The sequence below is a fragment of the Frankia sp. QA3 genome (assembly GCF_000262465.1).
Classification (GTDB): Bacteria; Actinomycetota; Actinomycetes; order Frankiales; family Frankiaceae; genus Frankia.
This window is the reverse complement of sequence record NZ_CM001489.1, coordinates 1,293,185-1,314,730: the sequence shown is the minus strand read 5'-3', so window position 1 is coordinate 1,314,730 and position 21,546 is coordinate 1,293,185. Positions and strand designations below refer to the sequence as shown.

19 protein-coding genes are annotated in these 21,546 nt (G+C 73.1%); 10 read left to right on the top strand and 9 right to left on the bottom strand.

The window, feature by feature from the left end; translation table 11 throughout:
* The first annotated feature begins 56 nt into the window (after nt 1-56).
* Entirely contained in the window at nt 57-1,013 is a 957-nt protein-coding gene (locus tag FRAQA3DRAFT_RS05220) for a D-alanine--D-alanine ligase (protein ID WP_009738017.1), read from the top strand.
* Nucleotides 1,014-1,127: 114 nt separating this feature from the next.
* On the opposite strand, the gene FRAQA3DRAFT_RS05215 is transcribed toward FRAQA3DRAFT_RS05220, so the two are convergent.
* Nucleotides 1,128-1,643 (bottom strand): Hsp20/alpha crystallin family protein, encoded by a 516-nt coding sequence (locus tag FRAQA3DRAFT_RS05215; RefSeq protein WP_009738016.1) that lies wholly within the window; start codon nt 1,641-1,643, stop codon nt 1,128-1,130.
* Between the two features lie 274 nt (nt 1,644-1,917).
* On the opposite strand from FRAQA3DRAFT_RS05215, the gene FRAQA3DRAFT_RS05210 reads away from it, so the two are divergent.
* On the top strand, nt 1,918-2,466 hold the full coding sequence (locus FRAQA3DRAFT_RS05210; RefSeq protein ID WP_009738015.1) for a hypothetical protein: 549 nt from the start codon (nt 1,918-1,920) through the stop codon (nt 2,464-2,466).
* Nucleotides 2,467-2,623: 157 nt separating this feature from the next.
* The gene (locus tag FRAQA3DRAFT_RS05205; protein WP_009738014.1) at nt 2,624-3,523 is read left to right on the top strand and encodes an LLM class F420-dependent oxidoreductase; all 900 of its coding nucleotides are present in this window, start codon (nt 2,624-2,626) and stop codon (nt 3,521-3,523) included.
* A 111-nt stretch (nt 3,524-3,634) separates the two neighbouring features.
* Here the strand turns inward: FRAQA3DRAFT_RS05205 and FRAQA3DRAFT_RS05200 are convergent, their stop codons facing one another.
* The 3 genes from FRAQA3DRAFT_RS05200 to FRAQA3DRAFT_RS05190 form a co-directional block, all read right to left on the bottom strand.
* On the bottom strand, nt 3,635-4,786 hold the full coding sequence (locus FRAQA3DRAFT_RS05200; protein ID WP_009738013.1) for an acyl-CoA dehydrogenase family protein: 1,152 nt from the start codon (nt 4,784-4,786) through the stop codon (nt 3,635-3,637).
* Between the two features lie 67 nt (nt 4,787-4,853).
* On the bottom strand, nt 4,854-6,953 hold the full coding sequence (locus FRAQA3DRAFT_RS05195; protein WP_009738012.1) for an acetyl-CoA carboxylase biotin carboxylase subunit: 2,100 nt from the start codon (nt 6,951-6,953) through the stop codon (nt 4,854-4,856).
* A 38-nt stretch (nt 6,954-6,991) separates the two neighbouring features.
* Nucleotides 6,992-8,674: a carboxyl transferase domain-containing protein gene (locus tag FRAQA3DRAFT_RS05190; protein ID WP_009738011.1), complete on the bottom strand. Its 1,683-nt coding sequence runs from the start codon at nt 8,672-8,674 to the stop codon at nt 6,992-6,994.
* A 136-nt stretch (nt 8,675-8,810) separates the two neighbouring features.
* On the opposite strand from FRAQA3DRAFT_RS05190, the gene FRAQA3DRAFT_RS35780 reads away from it, so the two are divergent.
* Nucleotides 8,811-9,812: a TetR/AcrR family transcriptional regulator gene (locus FRAQA3DRAFT_RS35780; protein WP_232291926.1), complete on the top strand. Its 1,002-nt coding sequence runs from the start codon at nt 8,811-8,813 to the stop codon at nt 9,810-9,812.
* Here the strand turns inward: FRAQA3DRAFT_RS35780 and FRAQA3DRAFT_RS05180 are convergent.
* Nucleotides 9,763-10,632: a helix-turn-helix transcriptional regulator gene (locus FRAQA3DRAFT_RS05180; RefSeq protein ID WP_009738009.1), complete on the bottom strand. Its 870-nt coding sequence runs from the start codon at nt 10,630-10,632 to the stop codon at nt 9,763-9,765. The genes FRAQA3DRAFT_RS35780 and FRAQA3DRAFT_RS05180 overlap by 50 nt on opposite strands.
* A 139-nt stretch (nt 10,633-10,771) precedes the next feature.
* Here FRAQA3DRAFT_RS05180 and FRAQA3DRAFT_RS05175 point away from each other — a divergent pair, with 139 nt between their 5' ends.
* On the top strand, nt 10,772-11,551 hold the full coding sequence (locus FRAQA3DRAFT_RS05175; protein ID WP_009738008.1) for an NAD(P)H-dependent oxidoreductase: 780 nt from the start codon (nt 10,772-10,774) through the stop codon (nt 11,549-11,551).
* Nucleotides 11,552-11,650: 99 nt separating this feature from the next.
* On the top strand, nt 11,651-12,301 hold the full coding sequence (locus FRAQA3DRAFT_RS05170) for a pyridoxamine 5'-phosphate oxidase family protein (protein WP_009738007.1): 651 nt from the start codon (nt 11,651-11,653) through the stop codon (nt 12,299-12,301).
* Nucleotides 12,302-12,393: 92 nt separating this feature from the next.
* Here the strand turns inward: FRAQA3DRAFT_RS05170 and FRAQA3DRAFT_RS05165 are convergent, their stop codons facing one another.
* From FRAQA3DRAFT_RS05165 to FRAQA3DRAFT_RS05155, 3 genes are all read right to left on the bottom strand, one after another.
* A complete protein-coding gene (locus FRAQA3DRAFT_RS05165) occupies nt 12,394-13,035 on the bottom strand; it encodes a CoA transferase subunit B (RefSeq protein WP_009738006.1) in 642 nt (213 codons plus the stop codon).
* Complete coding sequence (locus FRAQA3DRAFT_RS05160) at nt 13,032-13,778, bottom strand: CoA transferase subunit A (RefSeq protein WP_035922270.1); 747 nt, start codon at nt 13,776-13,778, stop codon at nt 13,032-13,034. Before FRAQA3DRAFT_RS05160 ends, FRAQA3DRAFT_RS05165 begins: the two co-directional genes overlap by 4 nt.
* A gap of 255 nt (nt 13,779-14,033) precedes the next feature.
* The gene (locus tag FRAQA3DRAFT_RS05155; RefSeq protein WP_009738004.1) at nt 14,034-15,041 is read right to left on the bottom strand and encodes an LLM class F420-dependent oxidoreductase; all 1,008 of its coding nucleotides are present in this window, start codon (nt 15,039-15,041) and stop codon (nt 14,034-14,036) included.
* Between the two features lie 293 nt (nt 15,042-15,334).
* Between FRAQA3DRAFT_RS05155 and FRAQA3DRAFT_RS05150 the strand changes: the two genes are divergently transcribed.
* A complete protein-coding gene (locus FRAQA3DRAFT_RS05150) occupies nt 15,335-16,453 on the top strand; it encodes an acyl-CoA dehydrogenase family protein (protein ID WP_009738003.1) in 1,119 nt (372 codons plus the stop codon).
* A 48-nt stretch (nt 16,454-16,501) separates the two neighbouring features.
* Nucleotides 16,502-17,902 (top strand): acyl-CoA dehydrogenase family protein, encoded by a 1,401-nt coding sequence (locus FRAQA3DRAFT_RS05145; protein WP_009738002.1) that lies wholly within the window; start codon nt 16,502-16,504, stop codon nt 17,900-17,902.
* A 33-nt stretch (nt 17,903-17,935) separates the two neighbouring features.
* Here the strand turns inward: FRAQA3DRAFT_RS05145 and FRAQA3DRAFT_RS05140 are convergent, their stop codons facing one another.
* A complete protein-coding gene (locus FRAQA3DRAFT_RS05140; protein WP_009738001.1) occupies nt 17,936-19,081 on the bottom strand; it encodes an acyl-CoA dehydrogenase family protein in 1,146 nt (381 codons plus the stop codon).
* Between the two features lie 110 nt (nt 19,082-19,191).
* Between FRAQA3DRAFT_RS05140 and FRAQA3DRAFT_RS05135 the strand changes: the two genes are divergently transcribed.
* Both FRAQA3DRAFT_RS05135 and FRAQA3DRAFT_RS05130 read left to right on the top strand, forming a co-directional pair.
* The gene (locus FRAQA3DRAFT_RS05135) at nt 19,192-20,874 is read left to right on the top strand and encodes an AMP-binding protein (RefSeq protein ID WP_009738000.1); all 1,683 of its coding nucleotides are present in this window, start codon (nt 19,192-19,194) and stop codon (nt 20,872-20,874) included.
* Between the two features lie 21 nt (nt 20,875-20,895).
* Complete coding sequence (locus FRAQA3DRAFT_RS05130; protein WP_009737999.1) at nt 20,896-21,546, top strand: cysteine hydrolase family protein; 651 nt, start codon at nt 20,896-20,898, stop codon at nt 21,544-21,546.

Genomic DNA, 21,546 nt, shown 5'->3' with positions numbered 1-21,546 from the left:
CCGGCACCGCGACCGGGCGCATCCTTCTGACCGCCGACATTGTGAGGGACGTGACGATGACGGATCTGGACCGGGTGCTCGTCCTCGCCGGTGGCATCTCCCCCGAGCGGGAGGTGTCGCTGCGCTCCGGACGCCGGCTACAGGAGGCGCTGGTGCGCATCGGCGTCGACGCCGAGGTGCGCGACGCCGACGCCGACCTGATCGATGCCCTCACCGACGACGCCCCCGCCGTGGTCTTCCCGGTCCTGCACGGGGTGTCCGGCGAGGACGGGACCGTGCGGGAGGTGCTGGACCTGCTCGGCGTCCCCTACGTCGGGGCGACCCCGGACGCCTGCCGGGTCGCCTTCGACAAGCCGACCGCGAAGGCGGCCGTGGCCGCGGCCGGGCTGTCCACGCCGGCCTCGGTGACCCTGCCGAAAGAAGCCTTCCACGATCTCGGCGCGGGGCAGCTCATCGCCCGGATCGTGCAGCGGCTCGGGCTTGCTGTCGTGGTCAAGCCGCGGGCCGGCGGGTCGGCGTTCGGCGTCAGCTACGTGGCCGCCGCCGCCGACCTGCCCGCCGCGCTGATGACGTGCGTGGGATACCACGACTGGGCCCTGATCGAGCGGGCGGTCACCGGGGTGGAGGTCGCCGTCGGCGTGATCGACACCGCGGACGGGCCGGTGGCCCTGCCCGCCGTCGAGATCATGCCGGCCAGCGGGGTCTACGACTACGCCGCCCGCTACACCGCGGGCGAGACCCGGTTCGTCGTCCCGGCCCGGCTCGATCCGCGGGCCGCCGCCGCGGCGGCCGACGCGGCGCTGACCGCCCACCGCGTCCTGGGACTGCGTGATCTTTCTCGTACCGATCTGATCGTGGACCACGCCGGGACGGTCTGGTACCTGGAGACGAACATCGCGCCGGGGCTCACGGAGACGAGCACCTGGCCGATGGGACTCGCCGGGGCGGGCCTCGACTTCGCGGTGGCGTGCCGGGACCTCGCCGCCCACGCGATGACCCGCGCGGGGCGCTGATCCGGCGCGGGGCGCTGATCCGGCGCGGGGCGGACGGCGCTCGTGGTTCGCGCTCCGCGTGGGAGCGCGAACCACGGCAGGCGGCGGCGAGGTCCTCCACCCGCGGCTGTGGGCTCAGCGGCCAGCTTCGCCGCCAGTCCCGCCCGGACCGGCACCGCTGGCACCGCTGGTGACCTCGATGCGCCTGGGCTGCCGCTGCCTCGACTTGCCGAGGCGGATGGTCAGCACGCCGTCGGCGAGCCTGGCGTCCACCGAGTCCGGGTCCACCTCCTCGGGCAGCACGATGCGATGTTCGAAGCTGCCGACCTTGCGAGTCTGGCGGCGCAGTGTGCCCTTGCGTTCCCGCTCCTTGATCTCACCGGTGACCTGCAGCTCGTTGCCGCTCAGGTCGATGGAGACGTCCTCGCGGCGCACACCGGGAAGCTCGAGCTCGATGATGTAGGCGTCGTCGGTCTCCTCGATGTCGATCGGGGCTGCGGCGACGGCCAGCGGTCCGACCGATACGGCTTCCGGGCCGACGACGTCACCGAGCAGGCTGCCCAGCCGGGACCAGGTGTCCTCGATCTCCCGGAACGGATCCCAGCTGGCGGCTGTTGCCGGACGTCGGGTTCTCAGCGCGGGCAGTGTCATGAGGTGCCTCCGCAGGTCGACGCAGCATGAAGTCACTTAAGGTAATTGGATGGACACGTACGTCGAGGTGCCTACCCGACGGGCGTCGACCGAAAAGCGTCCACCCCAGGAATCTCCCGCGCCGGTTATCCCGGGCCCGGCCGGAGACACCTACCGCAGGACGGACCCGTGGCGGCGGGACGGACCCGGCCGCGGGCCGGGCTTGTGGCCGCAGGACGGGCTTGTGGCCGCAGGACGGGCTTGTGGCTGTGAGCCCGAACGAGGGAGGCGCGGCATGAGTGACGCCAGTACCGAGACCATCACCGGCGGCCGCGTGGCCGGGGCGCATGCCGGCCCGGATCCGCTCGGCATCTATCTGAACGACCACCTGGCCGGGTCCACCGCCGGGCTGCGGCTCGCCCGCCGTACGGCGACGGCCCACCGCGGAACACCGTCCGGTGACGCACTGGCGAGGGTGGCGTCGGAGATCGCCGAGGACCGCGACGCGCTGCTCGACCTGATGCGCGCGCTCGGCGTCCCCGAGCGGAAATACAAGATCGCCGCTGGTTGGGCTGCCGAGATGGCGGGCCGGATGAAGTCCAACGGTCGACTGGTGCGCCGCTCCTCGCTGAGCACCGTGATCGAGCTCGAGACGCTGCGGATCGGGGTGGCGGGCAAGTCGGCGGCCTGGCACACCCTGCGGGCCGTGGCCGACCGGTACGACCAGATCGACCAGGCCCGACTCGACGTGCTGCTCGACCGCGCCCGCAGGCAGGCGGAGGTGCTCGACGAGCTGCGGGTCACCGCCGCCCGGGCCGTGTTCGGCGGCGCCGACCGGACCTGACCAGGGAGACCAGCCTCCCCTGGCCCGACGAGCGCCCGCGGACCTGGCCGAACGCCGGGCCCGGACGCCGCGCGCCGGTGTGCCGGGCCGCGGCGTCCGGGTAGGAAATCCGCGTCCACACCGGGGATCGCCCACGCAAGCGCCGAGGGAGCGAACCATGACGGTAGACATCGACAAGGTCGGCGTCTGGACGCCCATCACGCGATGGCCAGACGACGCGGGCGCCCGGTCGGATGCCGCCGCCGAGCTGGACGAGCTCGGCTACGGCGCCGTCTGGATCGGCGGGGCGAAGGCGGACCTCGAGCTGCCGGAGGCGCTGCTGGCCGCCAGCCGGCACCTCGCCGCGGCCACCGGCATCCTCAACATCTGGAGCGAGCCGGCAGGGGTGGTCGCGGACAGCTACGCCCGGGTGGCGAGGTCCCATCCGAACCGGCTGCTGATCGGCATCGGTGCGGGCCACGGGCCGATCGTCGGCGAACGCCACTGGCACCCGTTGCGGGCCGTGGAGGGCTACCTCGACCGGCTGGACCTGCCCCAGTCCCGGATCCCGCGCGACGCCCGCGTGCTCGCCGCGCTCGGGCCGCGGATGCTGAACCTCGCCGCCGAGCGGACCGCCGGCGCGCACCCGTACCTGGTGACCCCCGAGCACACCTGGCGGGCCCGCGACCTGCTCGGTTTCGGTCCGCTGCTCGCCCCAGAGCAGAAGGCCGTCCTGACGTCGGACGCCGCCGAGGCCCGGGCGATCGCGCGCCGCGCGCTCGCCCTCTACCTGACGTTGCCCAACTACACGGACAATCTGCGCCGGCTCGGCTTCGTCGACGACGACCTCGCCGGGCTCGGCAGCAACCGCCTGGTCGACGCTCTGGTCGCGTGGGGCACCGTCGAGGCGATCCGGGGCAGGGTCGAGCAGCACCACAAGGCGGGCGCCGACCACGTCGCCGTCCAGATCCTCACGCCGCAGGCGCAGGGGCTGCCCCTGGCCCAGTGGCGGGAGCTCGCGGACGGGCTGGGCCTGCGGTCCCGACAGCCGGGATCACCGGGTGGTCGTCGGTACTGACCGGTCTCGAGGCGCGCCGCGGTTCACCCACCGGCGGGGTCGGCGCGCTGCTCCGGTACACCCTCCCGGTCCTGGCCTGAGTGCCCCCCGGCGGTGTGCACCGTGCGCCGCCTACAGGCCGAGGTCGCGGGCGATGAGCATCTTCTGCACCTCGCTGGTGCCCTCCCCGATCTCGAGGATCTTGGAGTCCCGCCAGTGCCGGGCCACCGGGTACTCGTTCATGAACCCGTACCCGCCGAAGATCTGGGTCGCCTCCCGGGCGTTGGTGACGGCCGCCTCCGAGGAGAACAGCTTCGCCATCGCGGCCTGCTTCTTGAACGGCTGGCCGGCGAGCATCCGGGAGGCGGCGTCGTAGTAGGCCGCCCGCGCGACGTACGTCCGCGTCTCCATCTCCGCGATCTTGAAGGCGATGGCCTGGTTGCGCCCGATCGGCGCGCCGAACGCCTCCCGCTCCTTGGCGTAGCGCACGCTCTCGTCGACGCAGGCCTGGGCGAGCCCCACCGCCAGCGCCGAGATGGCGATGCGCCCCTCGTCGAGGATGCTCAGGAAGTTCGCGTACCCGCGGCCCCGCGCGCCGAGCAGGTTCTCCGCCGGCACCCGCACGTCGTCGAACGTCAACGGGTGAGTGTCGGAGGCGTGCCAGCCGACCTTCGAGTAGGCGGGCTGCGCGGTGAAGCCCGCGGTCGGCACCGGCACCAGGATCGCCGAGATCTCCTTGCGCCCAGCGGCGGTCTGCCCGGTCACCGCGGTCACCGTCACCAGCCGGGTGATGTCGGTGCCCGAGTTGGTGATGAACGCCTTCGACCCGTTGATGACCCACTCGTCGCCGTCGAGGCTGGCGGTGGTGCGGGTGCCGCCCGCGTCGCTGCCGGCGCCGGGTTCGGTCAGGCCGAACGCGCCCAGCGCCCGCCCCGACGTCAGCAGCGGCAGCCACCGCTCCTTCTGCGCGTCGGAGCCGAACCGGTACACCGGCATCGCTCCCAGCCCGACCCCGGCCTCCAGGGTGATCGCCACCGACGAGTCCACCCGCGCCAGCTCCTCGATCGCCAGGCACAGGGTGAAGTAGTCCGCCCCCTGCCCGCCGACGGACTCCGGGAACGGCAGGCCGAACAGCCCCATCTGCGCCATCTGCGCGACGACCTCGTAGGGGAACGTCTTCGCCTCGTCGTGCGCCGCCGCCGCCGGCGCCACGACCTCGCGGGCGAACTGTTCGACGAGCTTGCGCAGCGACTCCTGGTCCTCGCTCAACCGGGTGTCGGGCATGATCTTCTCCTTCGGGGCTGCGGCTTCGGGGCTGCGGCTTCGGGGCTGCGGCTTCGGGGTGCGGGGTTCAGGTTGCGGCGGGGGCCGGGTCGACGACGGCGAGCACCGCGTCGAGGGTGACCTGCTCGCCGACGCCGACGAGGACGTCCTTGACCCTGCCTGCGACCGGGGCGCCGACGGTGTGCTCCATCTTCATCGCCTCGACGACGACCAGCGGCGCGCCGGCGGCCACCTCGTCACCCGCGGCGGCATGCACCGCGATGACGGTGCCGGGCATGGGGCTGCGGGCCTCGCCGCCGGCCTCCACCGTGGCGGTGGCCGAGCGGCGGCGGTGTTCGGACACGGGCCACGCGGCGCCGTCGACGCCCAGCCAGAGCGTGGCACCGTCGGCGACCACCCGCCACCGGCGGGCACGGCCAGCCAGGGTCACCACCAGCTCGCCGCCGGCCGACAGCCGGCCCCCCGACCCGCCCGCGCCCGCCCCGGCCCCCGGATTCACCCCAGTCCCCGGGCTCGTCCCGGTTCCCGCGCTCGCCCCAGTTCCCGGGCTCGCCTCAGCCCACTCGACCGCGGCCGGGATCGGCTCGCCGCCGTCGACGGCGACCAGCGCGTCCGCGGGGGTGCCCCGGATGGTGACGTCGACCGGTCCGGCGAGGCCCGCGGCCGTGATCGTCCAGTGCAGCGACGAATGCTCGCCGGGCCGCCACCCGCTGGGGACGTCCCAGGGGTCGACGAACGGCGTGTCCGGCGTCAGCTCCAGCAGGCGGGCCAGCGCGTACACGGCCGGGACGTCGGCCGCGCCCGGGGCGGCGGCGACGAGCGCGTCGAGGTCCCGCTCGATCAGCCCGGTGTCGAGCCGCCCGGCCCGGGTGTCCGGATGGTCGAGCAGGGCCCGCAGGAAGCCGATGTTGGTGGTCACGCCGAGCACGCAGGTGCGGGCCAGGGCCCGGTCGAGCCGGTCCAGCGCGGTGTCCCGGTCGGGCCCGTAGGCGATGACCTTGGCCAGCATCGGGTCGTAGGTGGACCCGACGGTGGCGCCCAGGCGCAGCCCCGAGTCGATCCGGACCGCGGGCCCCGACGGCTCGTCCAGCCGCAGGACCCGCCCGCCGGTCGGCAGGAAGCCGCGCGCGGCGTCCTCCGCGTACACCCGGGCCTCCACCGCGTGGCCGGTCAGCCGGATGTCGGCCTGGGTGTAGCCGAGTGGTTCCCCGGCCGCGACGCGCAGCTGTTCGGCGACGAGGTCGATCCCGGTCACCAGCTCGGTGACCGGATGTTCGACCTGCAGGCGGGTGTTCATCTCCAGGAAGAAGAACTCCTCCGGGTTCGCCGCGGCGACGAGGAACTCGACCGTGCCCGCCCCGACGTAGCCGACCGAGGCGGCCGTGGCGACCGCCGCCGCCCCCATCCGTTCCCGGGCCTGCGGGGTGAGAAGGACCGACGGGGCCTCCTCGATCACCTTCTGGTGACGCCGCTGCAGGCTGCACTCCCGCTCGCCGAGGTGCACGACGGTGCCGTGCGCGTCGGCGAGGACCTGGACCTCGATGTGGCGGGGCGTCTGCACGTACCGCTCGACGAACAGGGTGTCGTCGCCGAACGCCGCGGCGGCCTCCCGGCGCGCGCCGATGACCTCCGCGGCCAGCCGGGAGGCGTCGGTGACCACCCGCATGCCCTTGCCGCCACCGCCGGCGGACGGCTTGATCAGCACCGGATAGCCGACCTGGTCGGCCGCGGCGAGCAGATCGGCGTTGGTCATCGCCGGGTCGTCACGGCCCGGGACGACGGGGACCCCCGCCGCGGCGACCGCCCGCCGGGCGGTGATCTTGTCTCCCATCACCTCCACGGCCCGCGCGGGCGGCCCGATGAAGACGATCCCCGCCTCGGTGCAGGCGGCCGCGAACTCCGCGTTCTCCGACAGGAATCCGTACCCGGGATGGATGGCCTGCGCCCCGGTGGAGGTCGCCGCGGCCAGGACCGCGGGGATGTTCAGGTAGGACTCGCGGGCGGGCGCCGGCCCGATCCGCACGGCGACGTCGGCCTCCCGCACGTGGCGCGCGCCCGCGTCGGCGTCGGAGTAGACCGCGACCGATTCGATGCCGAGCTCGCGCAGGGTGCGGATCACCCGGACGGCGATCTCCCCGCGGTTGGCCACCAGCACTGTCGAGAACATGCTCGCCCTCCCTGTCGTCGCCTTCACCTCCGTCGCGGTCACATCCGGAAGATGCCGTAGCCGGGCGGGTCCATCGGCGCGTTGGCCGCGACCGACAGCGCGAGCCCGAGCACTGTGCGGGTGTCGCGCGGGTCGATCACCCCGTCGTCCCACAGCCGGGCGGTGGAGTAGTACGGGCTGCCCTGCCGTTCGTACCGGTCGCGGATCGGGGCGCGGAAGTCCTCCTCCGCCTCGGCCGGCCAGTCCTGCCCGCGGGCGGCGTACTGCTCCCGGCGGACGGTGGCGAGCACCGCCGCGGCCTGCTCCCCACCCATCACCGAGATCCGCGCGTTCGGCCACATCCACAGAAACCGCGGCGAGTACGCCCGCCCACACATCGAGTAGTTCCCCGCCCCGAACGACCCACCGATCACCACCGTGAACTTCGGCACCCGCGCACACGCCACCGCCGTCACCATCTTCGCCCCGTGCTTGGCGATCCCCCCCGCCTCGTACTCCCGCCCCACCATGAACCCCGAGATGTTCTGCAGGAACACCAACGGAATCCCCCGCTGATCACACAACTCGATGAAATGCGCCCCCTTGAGCGCCGACTCACCGAACAACACCCCGTTGTTCGCCACGATCCCCACCGGATGACCATGCAACCGCGCCGTCCCGGTCACCAACGTCGACCCGTACTCCCGCTTGAACTCCGCGAACCGACTCCCGTCCACGATCCGCGCGATCACCTCCCGCACGTCGTACGGCGTCCGCGAATCCGTCGGCACCGCCGCATAGAGGGTGTCCGGGTCGACCGCGGGCTGCTCCACCGCGGCGACCGGCCAGGGCCGCACGGCCCGCGGAGCCAGGCTCGCGACGATCCGGCGCACCGTCTGCAGGGCATCGGCGTCGTCGTCGGCCAGGTGGTCGACGACCCCGGAGGTCTTGGCGTGCAGCAGGCCACCGCCGAGGTCCTCGGCCGCGACCACCTCCCCGGTGGCGGCCTTGACCAGCGGCGGCCCACCCAGGAAGATCGTTCCCTGGTTGCGGACGATGACCGTCTCGTCGCTCATCGCCGGGACGTAGGCGCCACCCGCCGTCGACGAGCCGAGCACGGCCGCGATCTGGGCGATGCCGGCCTTGGACATCGTGGCCTGGTTGTAGAAGATCCGGCCGAAGTGCTCCCGGTCCGGGAAGACGTCGTCCTGCATGGGCAGGAAGGCTCCGCCCGAGTCGACGAGGTAGACGCAGGGCAGCCGGTTGTGCAGCGCCACCTCCTGCGCCCGCAGGTGCTTCTTCACCGTCATCGGGTAGTACGTCCCACCCTTGACGGTGGCGTCGTTCGCGACGACCACGCACTCTCGCCCCGCGATCCGGCCGATGCCGGTGACGATCCCCGCGGCCGGGGCGTCACCGTCGTACATCCCGTCCGCGGCCAGCGGCGACAGCTCCAGGAAGGGGCTGCCCGGGTCGAGCAGCACCTCGATGCGCTCGCGCGCCAGCAACTTGCCGCGCTCGACATGCCGGCGCCGGACGGGCTCGGGGCCGCCGAGAGCCGCCGTGGCAAGCCGCTCGCGCAGCTCGGCGACGAGTGCGGCGTGGGTATCGGCGTAGCCGCGCGCCGCGGGCGAGGCCGCGTCGACGGCGCTGCGCAGCGGCGGCCCGGCGAGATCCTCCGCCGTCGCTGCCCGTGCGCGCGCGGCAGCGGGGCCGTCGCCGACGTTAACAGTCGCTAACATGGATCCAGATGTTAGCGCGCACTAACACTCCCGTCGACTGTCCGGCCTGGCCGGGACGTCCGCCACCGCCCACGCACTTCCGGCCGCCGACCCGTGGACCATGCTTGGTAGCCTCTCCCCGGAGGAGGACCACATCGTGCCGTCGCGTGCCACCCGGGGGACGCCCCCGGCGGGTCTGGCCCCCACCTTCTCCGACGCCGCCGCTGCTGCCGGACCGCCCGCCCTCGCGCGGGCGCAGGACCCCGCTCCCGCGCCGGCCCCGGTCAAGCCCGCCCCGGCGCACCCTGCCACCATCCCGCCGGCCGACATCCCGCCGGCCACCATCCCGCCGGCCACCATCCCGCCGGCCGACATCCCGCCGGCCGACATCCCGCCGGCCGACATCCCGCCGGCCGACATCCCGCCGGCCGACATGGAGCCCGCCGCCGCCCCGACCTCGGCTTTCCCAGCCGAGCCAGCCTCAGCCGACCCAGCCTCAGCCGACCCAGCCTCAGCCGACCCAGCCTCAGCCGACCCAGCCTCAGCCGACCCAGCCCCGGGCTCAGCCGACCCGGCCCCGGCTGCGGCTTCGCCGGTCAGGCGGCCTCGGACCGGGCGCCGGGACGACCTGCTGCAGGCGGCGGCGCGGCTGTTTGCCGAGCGGGGGTTCCGCGGGGTCGGCATCGAGCAGATCGGCGCCGCCGTCGGCATCCGCGGGCCCGGCATCTACCGCCATTTCGCCAGCAAGGACGCGATGCTCACGGAGCTGCTCGTGGGCATCAGCGAGCATCTGCTCCACGGCGCCCAGACCGTGCTGAGCGCGGACCCGAGCGCCTTCGACGCCCTCGACCACCTCGTCCGCCGGCACGTCGAGTTCGCCGTCGGCAATCCCGACCTGATCGTCATCCACGACCGTGACCTGCACAGCCTGCCGGCACCGGACGAGCACGAGGTCCGGCGGCTGCAACGCGCCTACGTGGAGCTGTGGGTCGGCGTGCTGCGCCGCCTGCGCCCCGAGCTGACCGGCCCCGCCGCCCGCGTCCGCGCCCACGCGATCTTCGGCCTGATCAACTCGACCCCGCACAGCTCGGGCGTCCTCGATCCCGCGGTCAGGGCAACCACGCTGCACGCAATGGCGACGGCCGCAGCCGCGGCCTAGTCTGCGCGTCGCCGCTGTCCGCGCCCAGGCCCGCGAGCAGGCGCAGCCCGTCCTCGGCGGGGCCGTCGGGGGCCGCGGACAGCACCAGCAGCTCCATGCCTGATTCGTCGGGTAGTGCGAAGTTCTCCTGGTGTAGTTCCAGCAGTCCGACCAGCGGATGCCGGAACGCCTTGCGTCCATGTGTGCGGGCGCGCACGTCCGCGCGGGCCCAGAGGCGGCGGAAGCGCTCGCTGCCCATCGCCAGCTCGCCGATGAGCGAGGCCAGGCGGGGGTCCTCGGGGTACTTGCCGGCGGCCAGGCGCAGGTGCCCGACCACGTCGAGGGTGCAGTTCTCCCAGTCCGCGTAGAGGCCGCGCTCGGCCTCCTCGAGGAAGATGTGCCGGGCGGTGTTCAGGCCCGGCATCGGCCGGCCGAACAGGAGCCCGGCGAGGCGGTTCCCGGCGAGCACGTCCAGGCGATGATCCATGATCAGCGCAGGTGCGTCGGCGACCAGGTCGAGGACGCGCGCCAGCTCCGGCCGGACCCGCCCGCCCGGCGCCTTCGCGCGGCGGCGGCGCTGCCGGGCGAGCCGGTAGAGGTGCCCGCGTTCGGTCTCGTCGAGGCCGAGGACGCGGGCGAGCGCGTCGAGGACCTGCTCGGAGGGCTGGGTCGCGCGGCCCTGCTCCAGGCGTACGTAGTAGTCGACGCTGACTCCGGACAGGTGCGCGACCTCTTCGCGGCGCAGCCCTTCGACCCGGCGGCGCCTGTCGGTGGGGATACCGACGACCGTCGGGTCGACCCGGGAACGCCGGGTTCGCAGGAAGCCCGCAAGATCGTCCATGCCCCCGAGTATGGCCTCGGTGGCGCCCGTGAAGGTGGTCCTGCCATTCCCAGGAAGTCCCGTCCGACGGATGAGGCGCCCCTGAACGGCGGGCGCCGTGGCGCCCAGGATCGAAGGCACCCGATCCGAAGGAGTTCCCGTGAAGACGCTGATCGTCTACGCCCATCCGGAGCCGAAGTCGCTCAACGGCTCGTTGAAGGACCTCGCGGTGACCACCTTGGAGACCGCCGGGCACGAGGTACGGGTGAGCGATCTGTACGCGATGAACTGGAAGGCGGTCGTGGACGCCGCGGACTACGGCCCCGACGCCTCAAGCCCGCTGAAGGTCGCCCTGGACTCGGGCCGGGCCTTCGACGCCGGGACGCTCACCCCGGACGTCCTCGCCGAGCAGGAGAAGCTGCGGTGGGCCGACACGATCATCTTCCAGTTCCCGCTGTGGTGGTACACGATGCCCGCGATCCTCAAAGGCTGGGTGGACCGGGTGTTCACCTTCCACTTCGCGTACGGCGTCGGCGAGCACAGCGACACCAGGTACGGCGAGCGCTTCGGCGAAGGCACCCTCGCGGGCAGGAAGGCTCTGCTGTCGGTGACCGCCGGCGGCCCGCAGTCGCATTACGCCGCTCGCGGGATCAACGGCCCCATCGACGATCTGCTGTTCCCCATCCATCACGGCATCCTCTACTACCCGGGCGTCGAGGTGCTGCCGCCGTTCGTGCTGTACGGCACCGACCGGATGACCAGCGAGGACTTTCCGGACGTCGCCAGGGCCTGGGAGCGGCGCCTGCTCACCCTGGCCTCGACCGAGCCGATCGCGTTCCGGCGACAGAACCTCGGTGACTACGAGTTCCCCTCGCTGCATCTGAAGGAGGGACTGGAGCCCGCGGGCCGCACGGGTTTCGGGCTGCACGTGCGCGGCTGAGCGCGCCCTCGCCCTGGCTCTCGTCCACGAGGTCGTCCCGAACGAGGTCGTCCCGGAAATCCGGTGGGCGGGGCATCGCGGCGGTGCCAGGCTGCCTGCATGGAGACTCCGACGGCCGGATCCGCGCATCTCGCCCCCACCCGGGCACGGGACCGGATTCATCACGAGACCGACCGGATCCACGCCGTTCTCGACGAGGCACGGATCTGCCATGTCGGCGTGGTCGTCGACGGCTGGCCGCACGTCCTGCCGACCCTGCACGTCCGCCGCGGCGACACCCTCTACCTCCACGGCTCGGCGGGCGCCCGGGTGCTGGCCGCCGGTCGCATCGCCCGCCTGCCGATCTGCGTCACGGTGTCGCTGCTCGACGGGCTGGTACTCGCCCGCTCCGCCTTCCACCATTCGGTGAACTACCGGTCGGTGCTGGTCCGCGGGCTCGCCTCGCCCGTGCTCGACGAGGACGACAAGCGCGCCGTGCTCGCCGCGTTCGTCGACCGGACCGCACCGGGCCGCTCGGGCGCGTGCCGGCCGGCGAACCGCCGGGAGCTGGCCGCGACCGCCGTGCTCGCCGTCGCGCTCGACGACCCCGCCACGCAGGTGACGCTGAAGGCGCGGACGGGTGGGCCGGTGGACGACCCCGAGGACATGGCCCTGCCCCACTGGGCTGGCGTGATCCCGGTGCGTACGGTCGAGGGCGCGCCCGAGCCGACCGAGGACCTGGCCGACCCGAGTGCGCCGATCGGCGCATGAGGCGGCCCACCGCCATTGTCACGGGCGCCGCTGCCGTCGGTGCTGCGGTCGGTGCCGCGGTCGGTGCCGGCGGGGCGTCGGCACCGGACGGGTCAGTCGAGCTGGACGGTCAGGTCGGGGCCGGTGGCGGCGCGGACCTCGTCGACGGTGACGCCGGGTGCGAGTTCGCGCAGCACCAGGCCGTGGCCGGGTTCGACGTCGAGGACCGCGAGATCGGTGATGACCCGGTGCACGCAGCGCCGGCCCGTCAGCGGCAGGGAACACTCCCACACCAGCTTGTGACCGCCGTCGCGGGCGACGTGCTCCATCATCACGATGACCCGCCGCGCGCCGTGCACGAGGTCCATCGCGCCGCCCATCCCCTTGACCATCCGCCCCGGGATCATCCAGTTCGCGAGGTCCCCCTGCGCGGACACCTGCATCGCGCCGAGCACCGCGACGTCGACATGCCCGCCGCGGATCATCCCGAACGACGTCGCGGAGTCGAAGTACGACGCGCCCGCCAGGACCGTCACCGTCTCCTTGCCGGCGTTGACCAGGTCGGGGTCGACCTGGTCCGGGGCCGGGTAGGGACCGACGCCGAGGATGCCGTTCTCGCTGTGCAAAACCACCGTCACATCGGCCGGCAGATAGCCGGGCACCAGCGTCGGCAGCCCGATCCCGAGGTTGACGTACTGGCCGTCGACCAGCTCCCGCGCCACCCGCGCGGCCAGCCCCTGCCGCGTCAGCGTCATGCCGTCACCGTCCTGCGTTCGATCCGCTTCTCCGGGTCCGGCGCATGCACCACCCGCTGGACCAGGATCCCCGGGGTGTGGACCTGGCCCGGGTCGAGTTCGCCGGGTTCGACGAGCTCCTCCACCTCGGCGATCGTCACCCGGCCCGCCGCCGCGCACAGCGGGTTGAAGTTGGCCGCGCTCGCCCGGTAGACGAGGTTGCCGTGCCGGTCGCCGCGCCAGGCGTGCACCAGCCCGAAGTCGCAGACGATCCCCCGCTCCAGGACGTACTCGGTGCCGTCGAACACCCGGGTCTCCTTCGGCGGCGACGCGAGTGCCACGCGGCCGGAGGCGTCGTGGCGCAGCGGAACACCACCCTCGGCGACCTGCGTGCCCACCCCCGCCGGGGTGTAGAACGCCGGGATGCCCGCCCCGCCCGCGCGCAGCCGTTCGGCGAGCGTGCCCTGCGGCACCAGTTCGACCTCCAGCTCACCGGCCAGGAACTGCCGCTCGAACTCCTTGTTCTCCCCCACGTACGACCCCGTCGTGCGCCGGATCCGCCCGGCCCGCAGCAGCAGGCCGAGCCCCCAGTCGTCGACCCCGCAGTTGTTGCTCACGGTCTCCAACCGGCTGACCCCGGCCGCCAGCAGCGCGTCGATCAGGACGGTCGGGATGCCGCACAGCCCGAACCCCCCGACCGCCAGCGACGCCCCGTCGGGGATGTCGGCCACCGCCAGGGCCGCACTCGCGACCACCTTGTCCACCCGCGCACCCGCCTCCCGCAGCAGTGGGCGGCGCCACACCGGAACCGCCCGCACGTTAGCGTTCACTAACCCAGACGAAGTTAGCCACAACTAACATCTCCGTCCAGCCCTCACAGCCCGATCAGGCTCGGGCCACGGCCACGGCCACGGCGACGGCGACGGCCACGGCGACGGCGACGGCGACGGCCGGGCCGGGCCGGGCCGCTCCCGTAGCCCGGCCGGCCCACCGTGACCCGCCGCCGCGCGGGACCGTCGCTAGCCCTTCAGGCCGGCGAGGATGCGGGAGATCACCTCGGGGGTGATGGGGGCGGGCGAGTAGAAGCTCACCCGGTCGGCGATGTCGCCGACGCGCGCCCGGATCTGCTTCGGGATGTCCTCCGGGGTGCCGCGTGCCGTGAAGACCTCCAGGACCTCCTCGGTGACGAGCGAGCCGAGATCCTGCCACCGGCCGTCCCGGGTCAGCTCGTAGAGGTCACGCTGCAGGCCGCCCCAGCCGTGCAGCTCCAGAACCGCACTGTAGGCGGGGGTGGAGGCGTAGAAGGCGAAGTGCTGGCGCAGCTTCTTCTCCGACTCGGCCAGCTCCTCCTCGGTGTCGCCGGTGGCGATGAGGGTGGGGAAGGTCAGTTCGACGTCCGAGCGCTTGCGCCCGGCCCGCGCCAGGCCCCGCTCCAGCGCCGGCAGGGTCACCTCGCGCACGAACCGCTCCGACGACAGTCCGTGCAGCAGGATCCCGTCGGAGACCTCGCCGGCGACCTCGGTCATGCGCGGCCCGAGGGCGGCGAGCTGGATGCGCGGCGTCCCGTACGGGTTGGGCCCGGGGTTGAAGAACGGCGTCATCAGCGTGTGCTGGTAGAACTCGCCCTGGAAGTCCAGGCGCTCGCCGTCGTTCCAGCACCGCCAGATCGCCTGGATCGCCAGCACGATCTCCCGCATGCGCCTGGCCGGCTCGGACCACACGGCGCTGAAACGCTTCTCGATGTGCGGCTTGACCTGCGATCCGAGCCCGAGGACGAACCGGCCCCGGCTGATGGTGTGCAGGTCGTTGGCGACCATCGCCAGGTGCATGGGGCTGCGCGGGAAGGCCACGGCGACACCAGTGCGGATCATGACGCGCTCGGTCGCCTGCGCCGCGAGGACCACGGGCAGGAACGGGTCGTGCGCGGTCTCCGGGACGTACAGCGCGTCGTAGCCCAGGGACTCGAGTTCGCGTGATCGGCTGGCGATGTCGTCAAGATCGGCCCACAGACCAACGTCGACCTTCACGTCCACTCCCTAAGTTGGATCAGATAGATGATTTGAGTAAGCTACCTTAATAGTCGCTATCGTGGCAGCGGCACGAACGGTCGGCTGCGTCACGGGCGGCCCGACGGCGGCTCCACGGCTCCACGGCCCCACGGCCCCACGGCCCCACGGCTCCACGGTGGCCCGGTCGCCCGGTCGCCCGGTCGCCCGGCTGCCCCGGCGGGCCGGCCCATGCCGCGAGCGCCGTCGGGCCGAACGGCGTTTGCTGGTCGAGGGCATGCCACCGGTGCCCCAGGATCGAGAGGAGACCGCCCGTGCTTCCGGGTGTGACAGCGGACCAGAAACTGTTCGCCGAGACGGCCGAGCGCTTCATCAGGTCGACCTGCCCCGTCTCCACCGTGCGCCGGGTGGCGCAGCGGGAGGAGGAGCTCGACGGCGGCTACTTCACCGAGATCGGCGAGCTGGGCTGGTTGGCGCTGTTCGTGCCCGAGGAGCACGGCGGCGGCAGCCCGTCCGGGCAGCCGGTCCTCGACGCCGGCCTCATCGCCGAGCAGCGCGGCCGGTACCTGCAGCCCGGACCGATCGTCGGGTCGAACGTCGCGGCGCTGGCGATCACGCTCGGCGGCACCGGCGAGCAGCGCGCCCTGCTCGACGACCTCGCCGGCGGCAAGGCCCTCGCGGCCTGGGCGCTCGGCGATCCGGTGGGCGGCTGGGGGGCGTCGGCCGGCGTCGAGGCCCGCCGCGGCGAGACCGGCTTCGTGCTGTCCGGGACCAAGGGCCTCGTCCAGGACGCCCACCTGGCCGACTGGTTCCTCGTCAGCGCCGCGGTGGACGGCCGCCCGGCGCTGTTCTGGCTGCCCGACGACGTCCCCGGCCTGAGTGTCGAGCCGCTGGCCGGACTCGACCTGACCCACCGGTATGCCGAGCTGGTCCTGCGCGACGTCGCCGTGCCCGCCTCCGCGGTGGTCGGCCAGATCGGCGGCGACGACCTCGGCGAGCGGCTGCTGCAGGTCGCCACGGTGCTGACGGTGGCCGAGATGGTGGGGGCAATCAGCGAGCTGTTCGCGATGACCCTCGAACACGCCCGCAACCGCGCGGCGTTCGGCCGCGTCATCGGCTCGTTCCAGGCGGTGAAACACCAGCTTGCGGACCTCAGTCTCGCGGTGGAGTGCAGCCACGCCATCGCGACGGGAGCCCTCACCGCCGTGCAGGAGCGGGCGCCGGACGCCGCGGAGCTGGCCAGCGCGGCCAAGGCGTTCGTCGGCGACGCCGCGATCGACGTCTCCCAGGGCTGCCTGCAACTGCACGGCGGCATCGGCTACACCTGGGAGCACGACCTGCACCTCTACCTGCGCCGGCTGGCGACCGACCGGGTCGTGTTCGGCGACCCCGCCTGGCACCGCGAGCGCATCTGCCGGCTGCACGGCCTGTGAGGAAGGACGACGACCGTTGAACACATCACGGCGACCGGGAGAAGGGCGATGAGCGGGCAGACGGCGGACGGGCAGGCAACGGACAGCGCGGCAGCAGACAGCGCGGCAGCAGACAGCATGGCGACGGACAGCGCGGCAGCAGACAGCGCGGCAGTGAACAGCGCGGCGACGGACGGGCGGCCGGCGGACCGGCGGCCGGCGGACGGGGGGCCGGCGCGCGATCTCGACGCCTACCGGCGCGAGGTGCGTGCCTGGCTCGCGGCGAACCTGGAGCCCCGCAACGACGACGCACCGGTCCGCCTGCGCGGCGGAGACGCCGCCAACCTCTCCCCCGAGCGGGTCGCACAGCAGCGGGAGCTGCAGCGCCGGGTCTACGAGGGCGGGTACGCGGGCATCACCTGGCCCGCGGAGTTCGGTGGGCAGGGCCTCACCCCCGCCCACGAGGAGGTCTTCGCCCAGGAGAGCCGCGGCTACGTCGTGGCGGACCTGGGCATCGCGGGCCTGACGACCACCCGGGTCTGCGGGCCGACGATCCTCGCCCACGGCACCGACGAGTTCCGCCGCACCCACATCCCGCGGATGCTGTCCGGCGAGGAGATCTGGGTGCAGCTGTTCTCCGAGCCGGGCGCGGGTTCCGACCTCGCCGGGGTGTCGACCCGGGCCACCCGCACCGACGCCGGCGACTGGGTGATCAACGGGTCGAAGGTGTGGACCAGCGGCGCCTACTACGCCGACTACGGCCTCTGCCTGGCCCGCACCGATCCGACCGTGCCGAAGCACCGCGGGCTGACGTGGTTCGGCGTGCCGCTGACCGGCGAGGGGGTGACGATCCGGCCGATCCGGGAGATCAACGGCAGCTCGGAGTTCTGCGAGGAGTTCTTCGACGACGTCGTCGTCTCCGACGCCGACCGGATCGGCGCCGTCGGGGACGGCTGGACGGTCGCCCGCACGATGATGGTCTTCGAGCGCCTCGGCGGCGACCCCGACGAGACGCCCCGCCACTCCGGCGCCCGCGAGCTCGCCCCCGACCTCGTCGCCCTGGCCCGCCGGGTGGGCCGCCAGGGCGACCCGGTGACCCGCCAGCTTATCGCCCGCGCCCACGTCATCGACCTCGTCAAGGAGCAGCTCGACGCCTACGTCGCCACCCTGACCGAGTCGGGGGCGGCCAACCCGAACCTCGGCTCGTACAGCAAGCTCGCCGCCGGCACGCTCAACCCGGTCCGCGCGGCGATCGGCCTGGAGATCGCCGCCACCGCCGGCGTCGCCTGGCATCCGCAGGACACCGAGGCGTCGACGACGGCGCTGAACTACCTCAACGGCCGGATCCTGTCCATCGCCGGCGGCACCAACGAGATGCAACGCAACGGGATCAGCGAGCGGATCCTCGGGCTGCCCCGGGAACCCGCCCACGACCTCGACCGCCCCTTCAACGAGCTGCGCCACAACTGACCCACCGGCCGCCTGAAGCAGGTCGTCGGCCGCTCAGCCCAGCTGCATCGAGCGGCCGATGATCTCCTTCATGATCTCGTTGGAGCCGCCGAGGATGCGGCTGATCCGGCTGTCCCGGTACATCCGGGCGATCGGGTACTCGTTCATCCAGCCGTAGCCGCCGTGCAGCTGCACCCCGGCGTCCACCGCGGCATCCTCCAGCTCGGTGGCGCACAGCTTCGCCGCCGCCGCCTCGACCCCCGTCAGCTCGCCCGCGACCAGGGCGGCCAGGCAGGCGTCGACGAAGGACCGGGCCATCCAGGCCCGGGCCTGCAGGTCGGCGAGGACGAAGCGGGTGTTCTGGAAGCTGCCGATCGGCTTGCCGAACGCCTTGCGCTCGCGGACGTAGGCGGTCGTGAGCTCCAGCGCGCGAAAGACGTTCTGCACCGAGGAGACCGCGATCGACAGGCGTTCGGTCGCCAGGTTGCGCATCAGGTAGTGCAGGCCCTCGTTCTCCTCGCCGAGCAGGTTGGCGACCGGGACGCGGGCGTCGGTGAAGAACAGCTCGGCGGTGTCCTGCGAGCGGGCACCGACCTTGTCCAGGCGGCGGCCCCGCTCGAAGCCGGGGGTGTCGCGCTCGACGACGATGAGGCTGATCCCCTGCTCGCCGTCCGCGCGGGTCGTCTTCGCGCACAGCACCACCAGGTCGGCAAGGATGCCGTTGCTGATGAACGTCTTGGACCCGTTGACGACGTAGTGGTCGCCGTCGCGCACCGCGGTGGTGCGCATGCCCCGCAGGTCGCTGCCGGCGACGGGCTCGGTCATCGCGATCGCCGTGATCAGCTCGCCGCGGACGTAGCCGGGCAGCCAGCGCGCCTTCTGCTCGTCGGTCGTCAGCTCCAGCAGGTAGGGGCCGATGAGGTCGTTGTGCAGCTGGATGGCGAAGCCGCCGATGCCGGCGGTGGCGAACTCCTCGGCGACGACGGCGCCGTAGCGGGGGTCGTCGATGCCGGCGCCGCCGTACTGCTCGGGCACGGCCGGGCCGAGCAGGCCCACCTCGCCGGCCCGCAGCCAGGCGGCCCGGTCGACGATGCCCTCGGCCTCCCACCGCTCGTTGTGCGGCAGGCACTCCTTCTCGACGAAGGTGCGGGCCAGCCGCCGGTACTCCTCGTGGTCGGGGGTGAAGACGGAACGCTGCATCTCGTGACCTCCGCGGGAATCGTCTGGCAGCATCACAGGGCAGACGGTAAAGAGAATCTAATCATTTGAAGGATATAGCTTGTATAGGTGATGGCGGCTACAGTGCTGCCATGACCGGTCTCCTGCGCCGCGCGCCGGCGAACGACCACTGGTACGCCGCCGGGTTGCACACCACCCAGACCCTGGTCGACGCGTTACGGGACGGCGCCGCACGGCATCCCCGGTCGTTGATGATCTTCGACTCGGAGACGCGTCCGGCGTCGGCCCGGCTCATCGACCTCCACCGCCGCGGCGCCCGCCTCGCCGGCGCGTTCGCCCGGCTCGGGCTGCGGCGCGGCGACGTGATCGCCTGCCAGGTCCCCAACTGGCTGGAGGGCGCGGTCGTCTACCACGCGGCGATCTCGCTGGGCCTGGTCATGGTGCCCGTCGTGCACATCTACGGGCCGGTCGAGGTCGGCTACATCCTGCGCCAGTCGGGCGCGCGGGCACTGGTCATGCCCGACCGCTGGCGCACCATCGACTACCTCGAACGGTTCTCCGCGGTCGGCGACTGCCCCGACCTCGAGCACGTGATCACCATCGGCGAACGGACGGCGGCGGGCGGGCTCACCCTGGCCGCGCTGGAGGCGCTCGACGCCGAGCCGCCGGCGCCGGCGACGCTGCACGCCGACGACGTCTGCATGGTCATCTACACCTCGGGCACCACCAGCGCCCCCAAGGGCGTGCAGCACACCCACAACACCCTGCTCGCCGAGATGCGGGCGCTGGCCGACGCCGACGCCGGCACCCCGGACGCGGTCCACCTCTCGCCGTTCCCCGCCGGGCACATGGGCGGGGTCCTGCTGCTCGGCCGGGCGTTCCTGTCGGGCCGCACGAGCATCCTCGTCGACTCCTGGAACACCGAGCGCGTCGCGCGGGTGATCCGCGAGCGCGGGGTGAGCTGGCTCGGGGCGACGCCGTTCTTCCTGAGCAGCCTGCTCGCCGACGTCCGCGACACCGGCGCGCCGATGCCGTCGCTCGACGAGATCCACCTGGGCGGCGCGGGCGTGCCACCGGAGCTCGTCCTGGCCGCCGAGGCGGCCGGCTGGCGGGCGTTTCGCTCCTACGGCTCCACCGAGCACCCGACGGTGACGGTGTCCGCCGTGTCGGACCCGGTCGAGGTGCGCGCCTACACCGACGGCGTCGCCTTCGGCGCCAACCGCCTCCGGATCGTCGACGACGACGGCCGGGACCTGCCACCCGGCACCCCCGGCGAGGTCGTGACCCTCGGCCCGGAGCTGTTCGTCGGCTACACCGACCCCGCGCTCAACGCCGAGGCGTTCCTCGACGGCGGCTGGTTTCGTACCGGCGACATCGGCACCCTCGACGAGGCCGGCCACCTCACCATCGTCGACCGCAAGAAGGACATCATCATCCGCGGCGGGGAGAACATCTCCTCGACCGAGGTCGAGGGCGTCCTGCTGCGCCATCCCGCGATCGTCGAGGCGGCGGTGACCGCGATGCCCGACCCGCTCTACGGTGAGCGGGTCTGCGCGTTCGTCATCGTCGAACCAGGCCGCGAACTCTCCCTCGGCGACCTCGTCGAGCACTTCGTCGCCGTCGGCGTGGCCAAGCACAAGACCCCCGAACGCCTGGAAATCGTCACCGACCTGCCCCGCACCGCCGCCGGCAAGGTCCGCAAGGCGGACCTGCGCGCCCGACTGCGCGCCCCCGACCCCGACGCCCCCGACCCCGACGCCCCCGACCCCGACGCGCGCCATGACAGCCGCGGCTCCCAGCGCGCCGGCATCTGAGCGGCCGGGCGGATCGGCGCGATGGTGCGTGGACTCGACCGCGGCGAGCGCGCCGCGCTGGTCGTCAGCGAGTGCCTGCGCGGTACCCTCGACCCGGAGCTCGCGATCTTCGCCGGGCTGGCCGAGCAGGCCGCCGACCGCGGCATCCTCGCGCGCATCGCCGCGCTCGCCGCGGACTTCCGCGCTCTCGGGCTACCGGTGATCCACATCCATGTGGCGCACCGGCCGGACTTCGGCGCGTTCAGCGACACCAACCCGGTGTCGGCGAAGGTGCGCCGCGAACGGCGGGTGCTCGCCGGCACGCCGCAGGCCGAGCCGATGCCCCAGGTCGCGCCCCTGCCCGGCGACTACGTCAGCACGCGCCGCTCGGGCCTGGCGATGTGGTACGGCACCGACCTGGACTCCACCCTGCGCAACCTGCGGGTCGACACGGTCGTCCTGACCGGCGTGTCGACGAACATGGCGCTGCTCGGCGGCGCCCTGGGCGCGACCGACCGCGGCTACCGCAGCATGCTCGTCGAGGATGCCGCGGCCGGGGCGAGCGCCGAGTCGCACGGGTGGATCGTCGCCAATCTGCTGCGCCTGCTGTCGACGGTCGTATGCGCCGACGACGTCCACGCCGACCTCGCCCGCCGCCGGGGCGCCGCGACGACCACGCCCTCGCGCCATTGA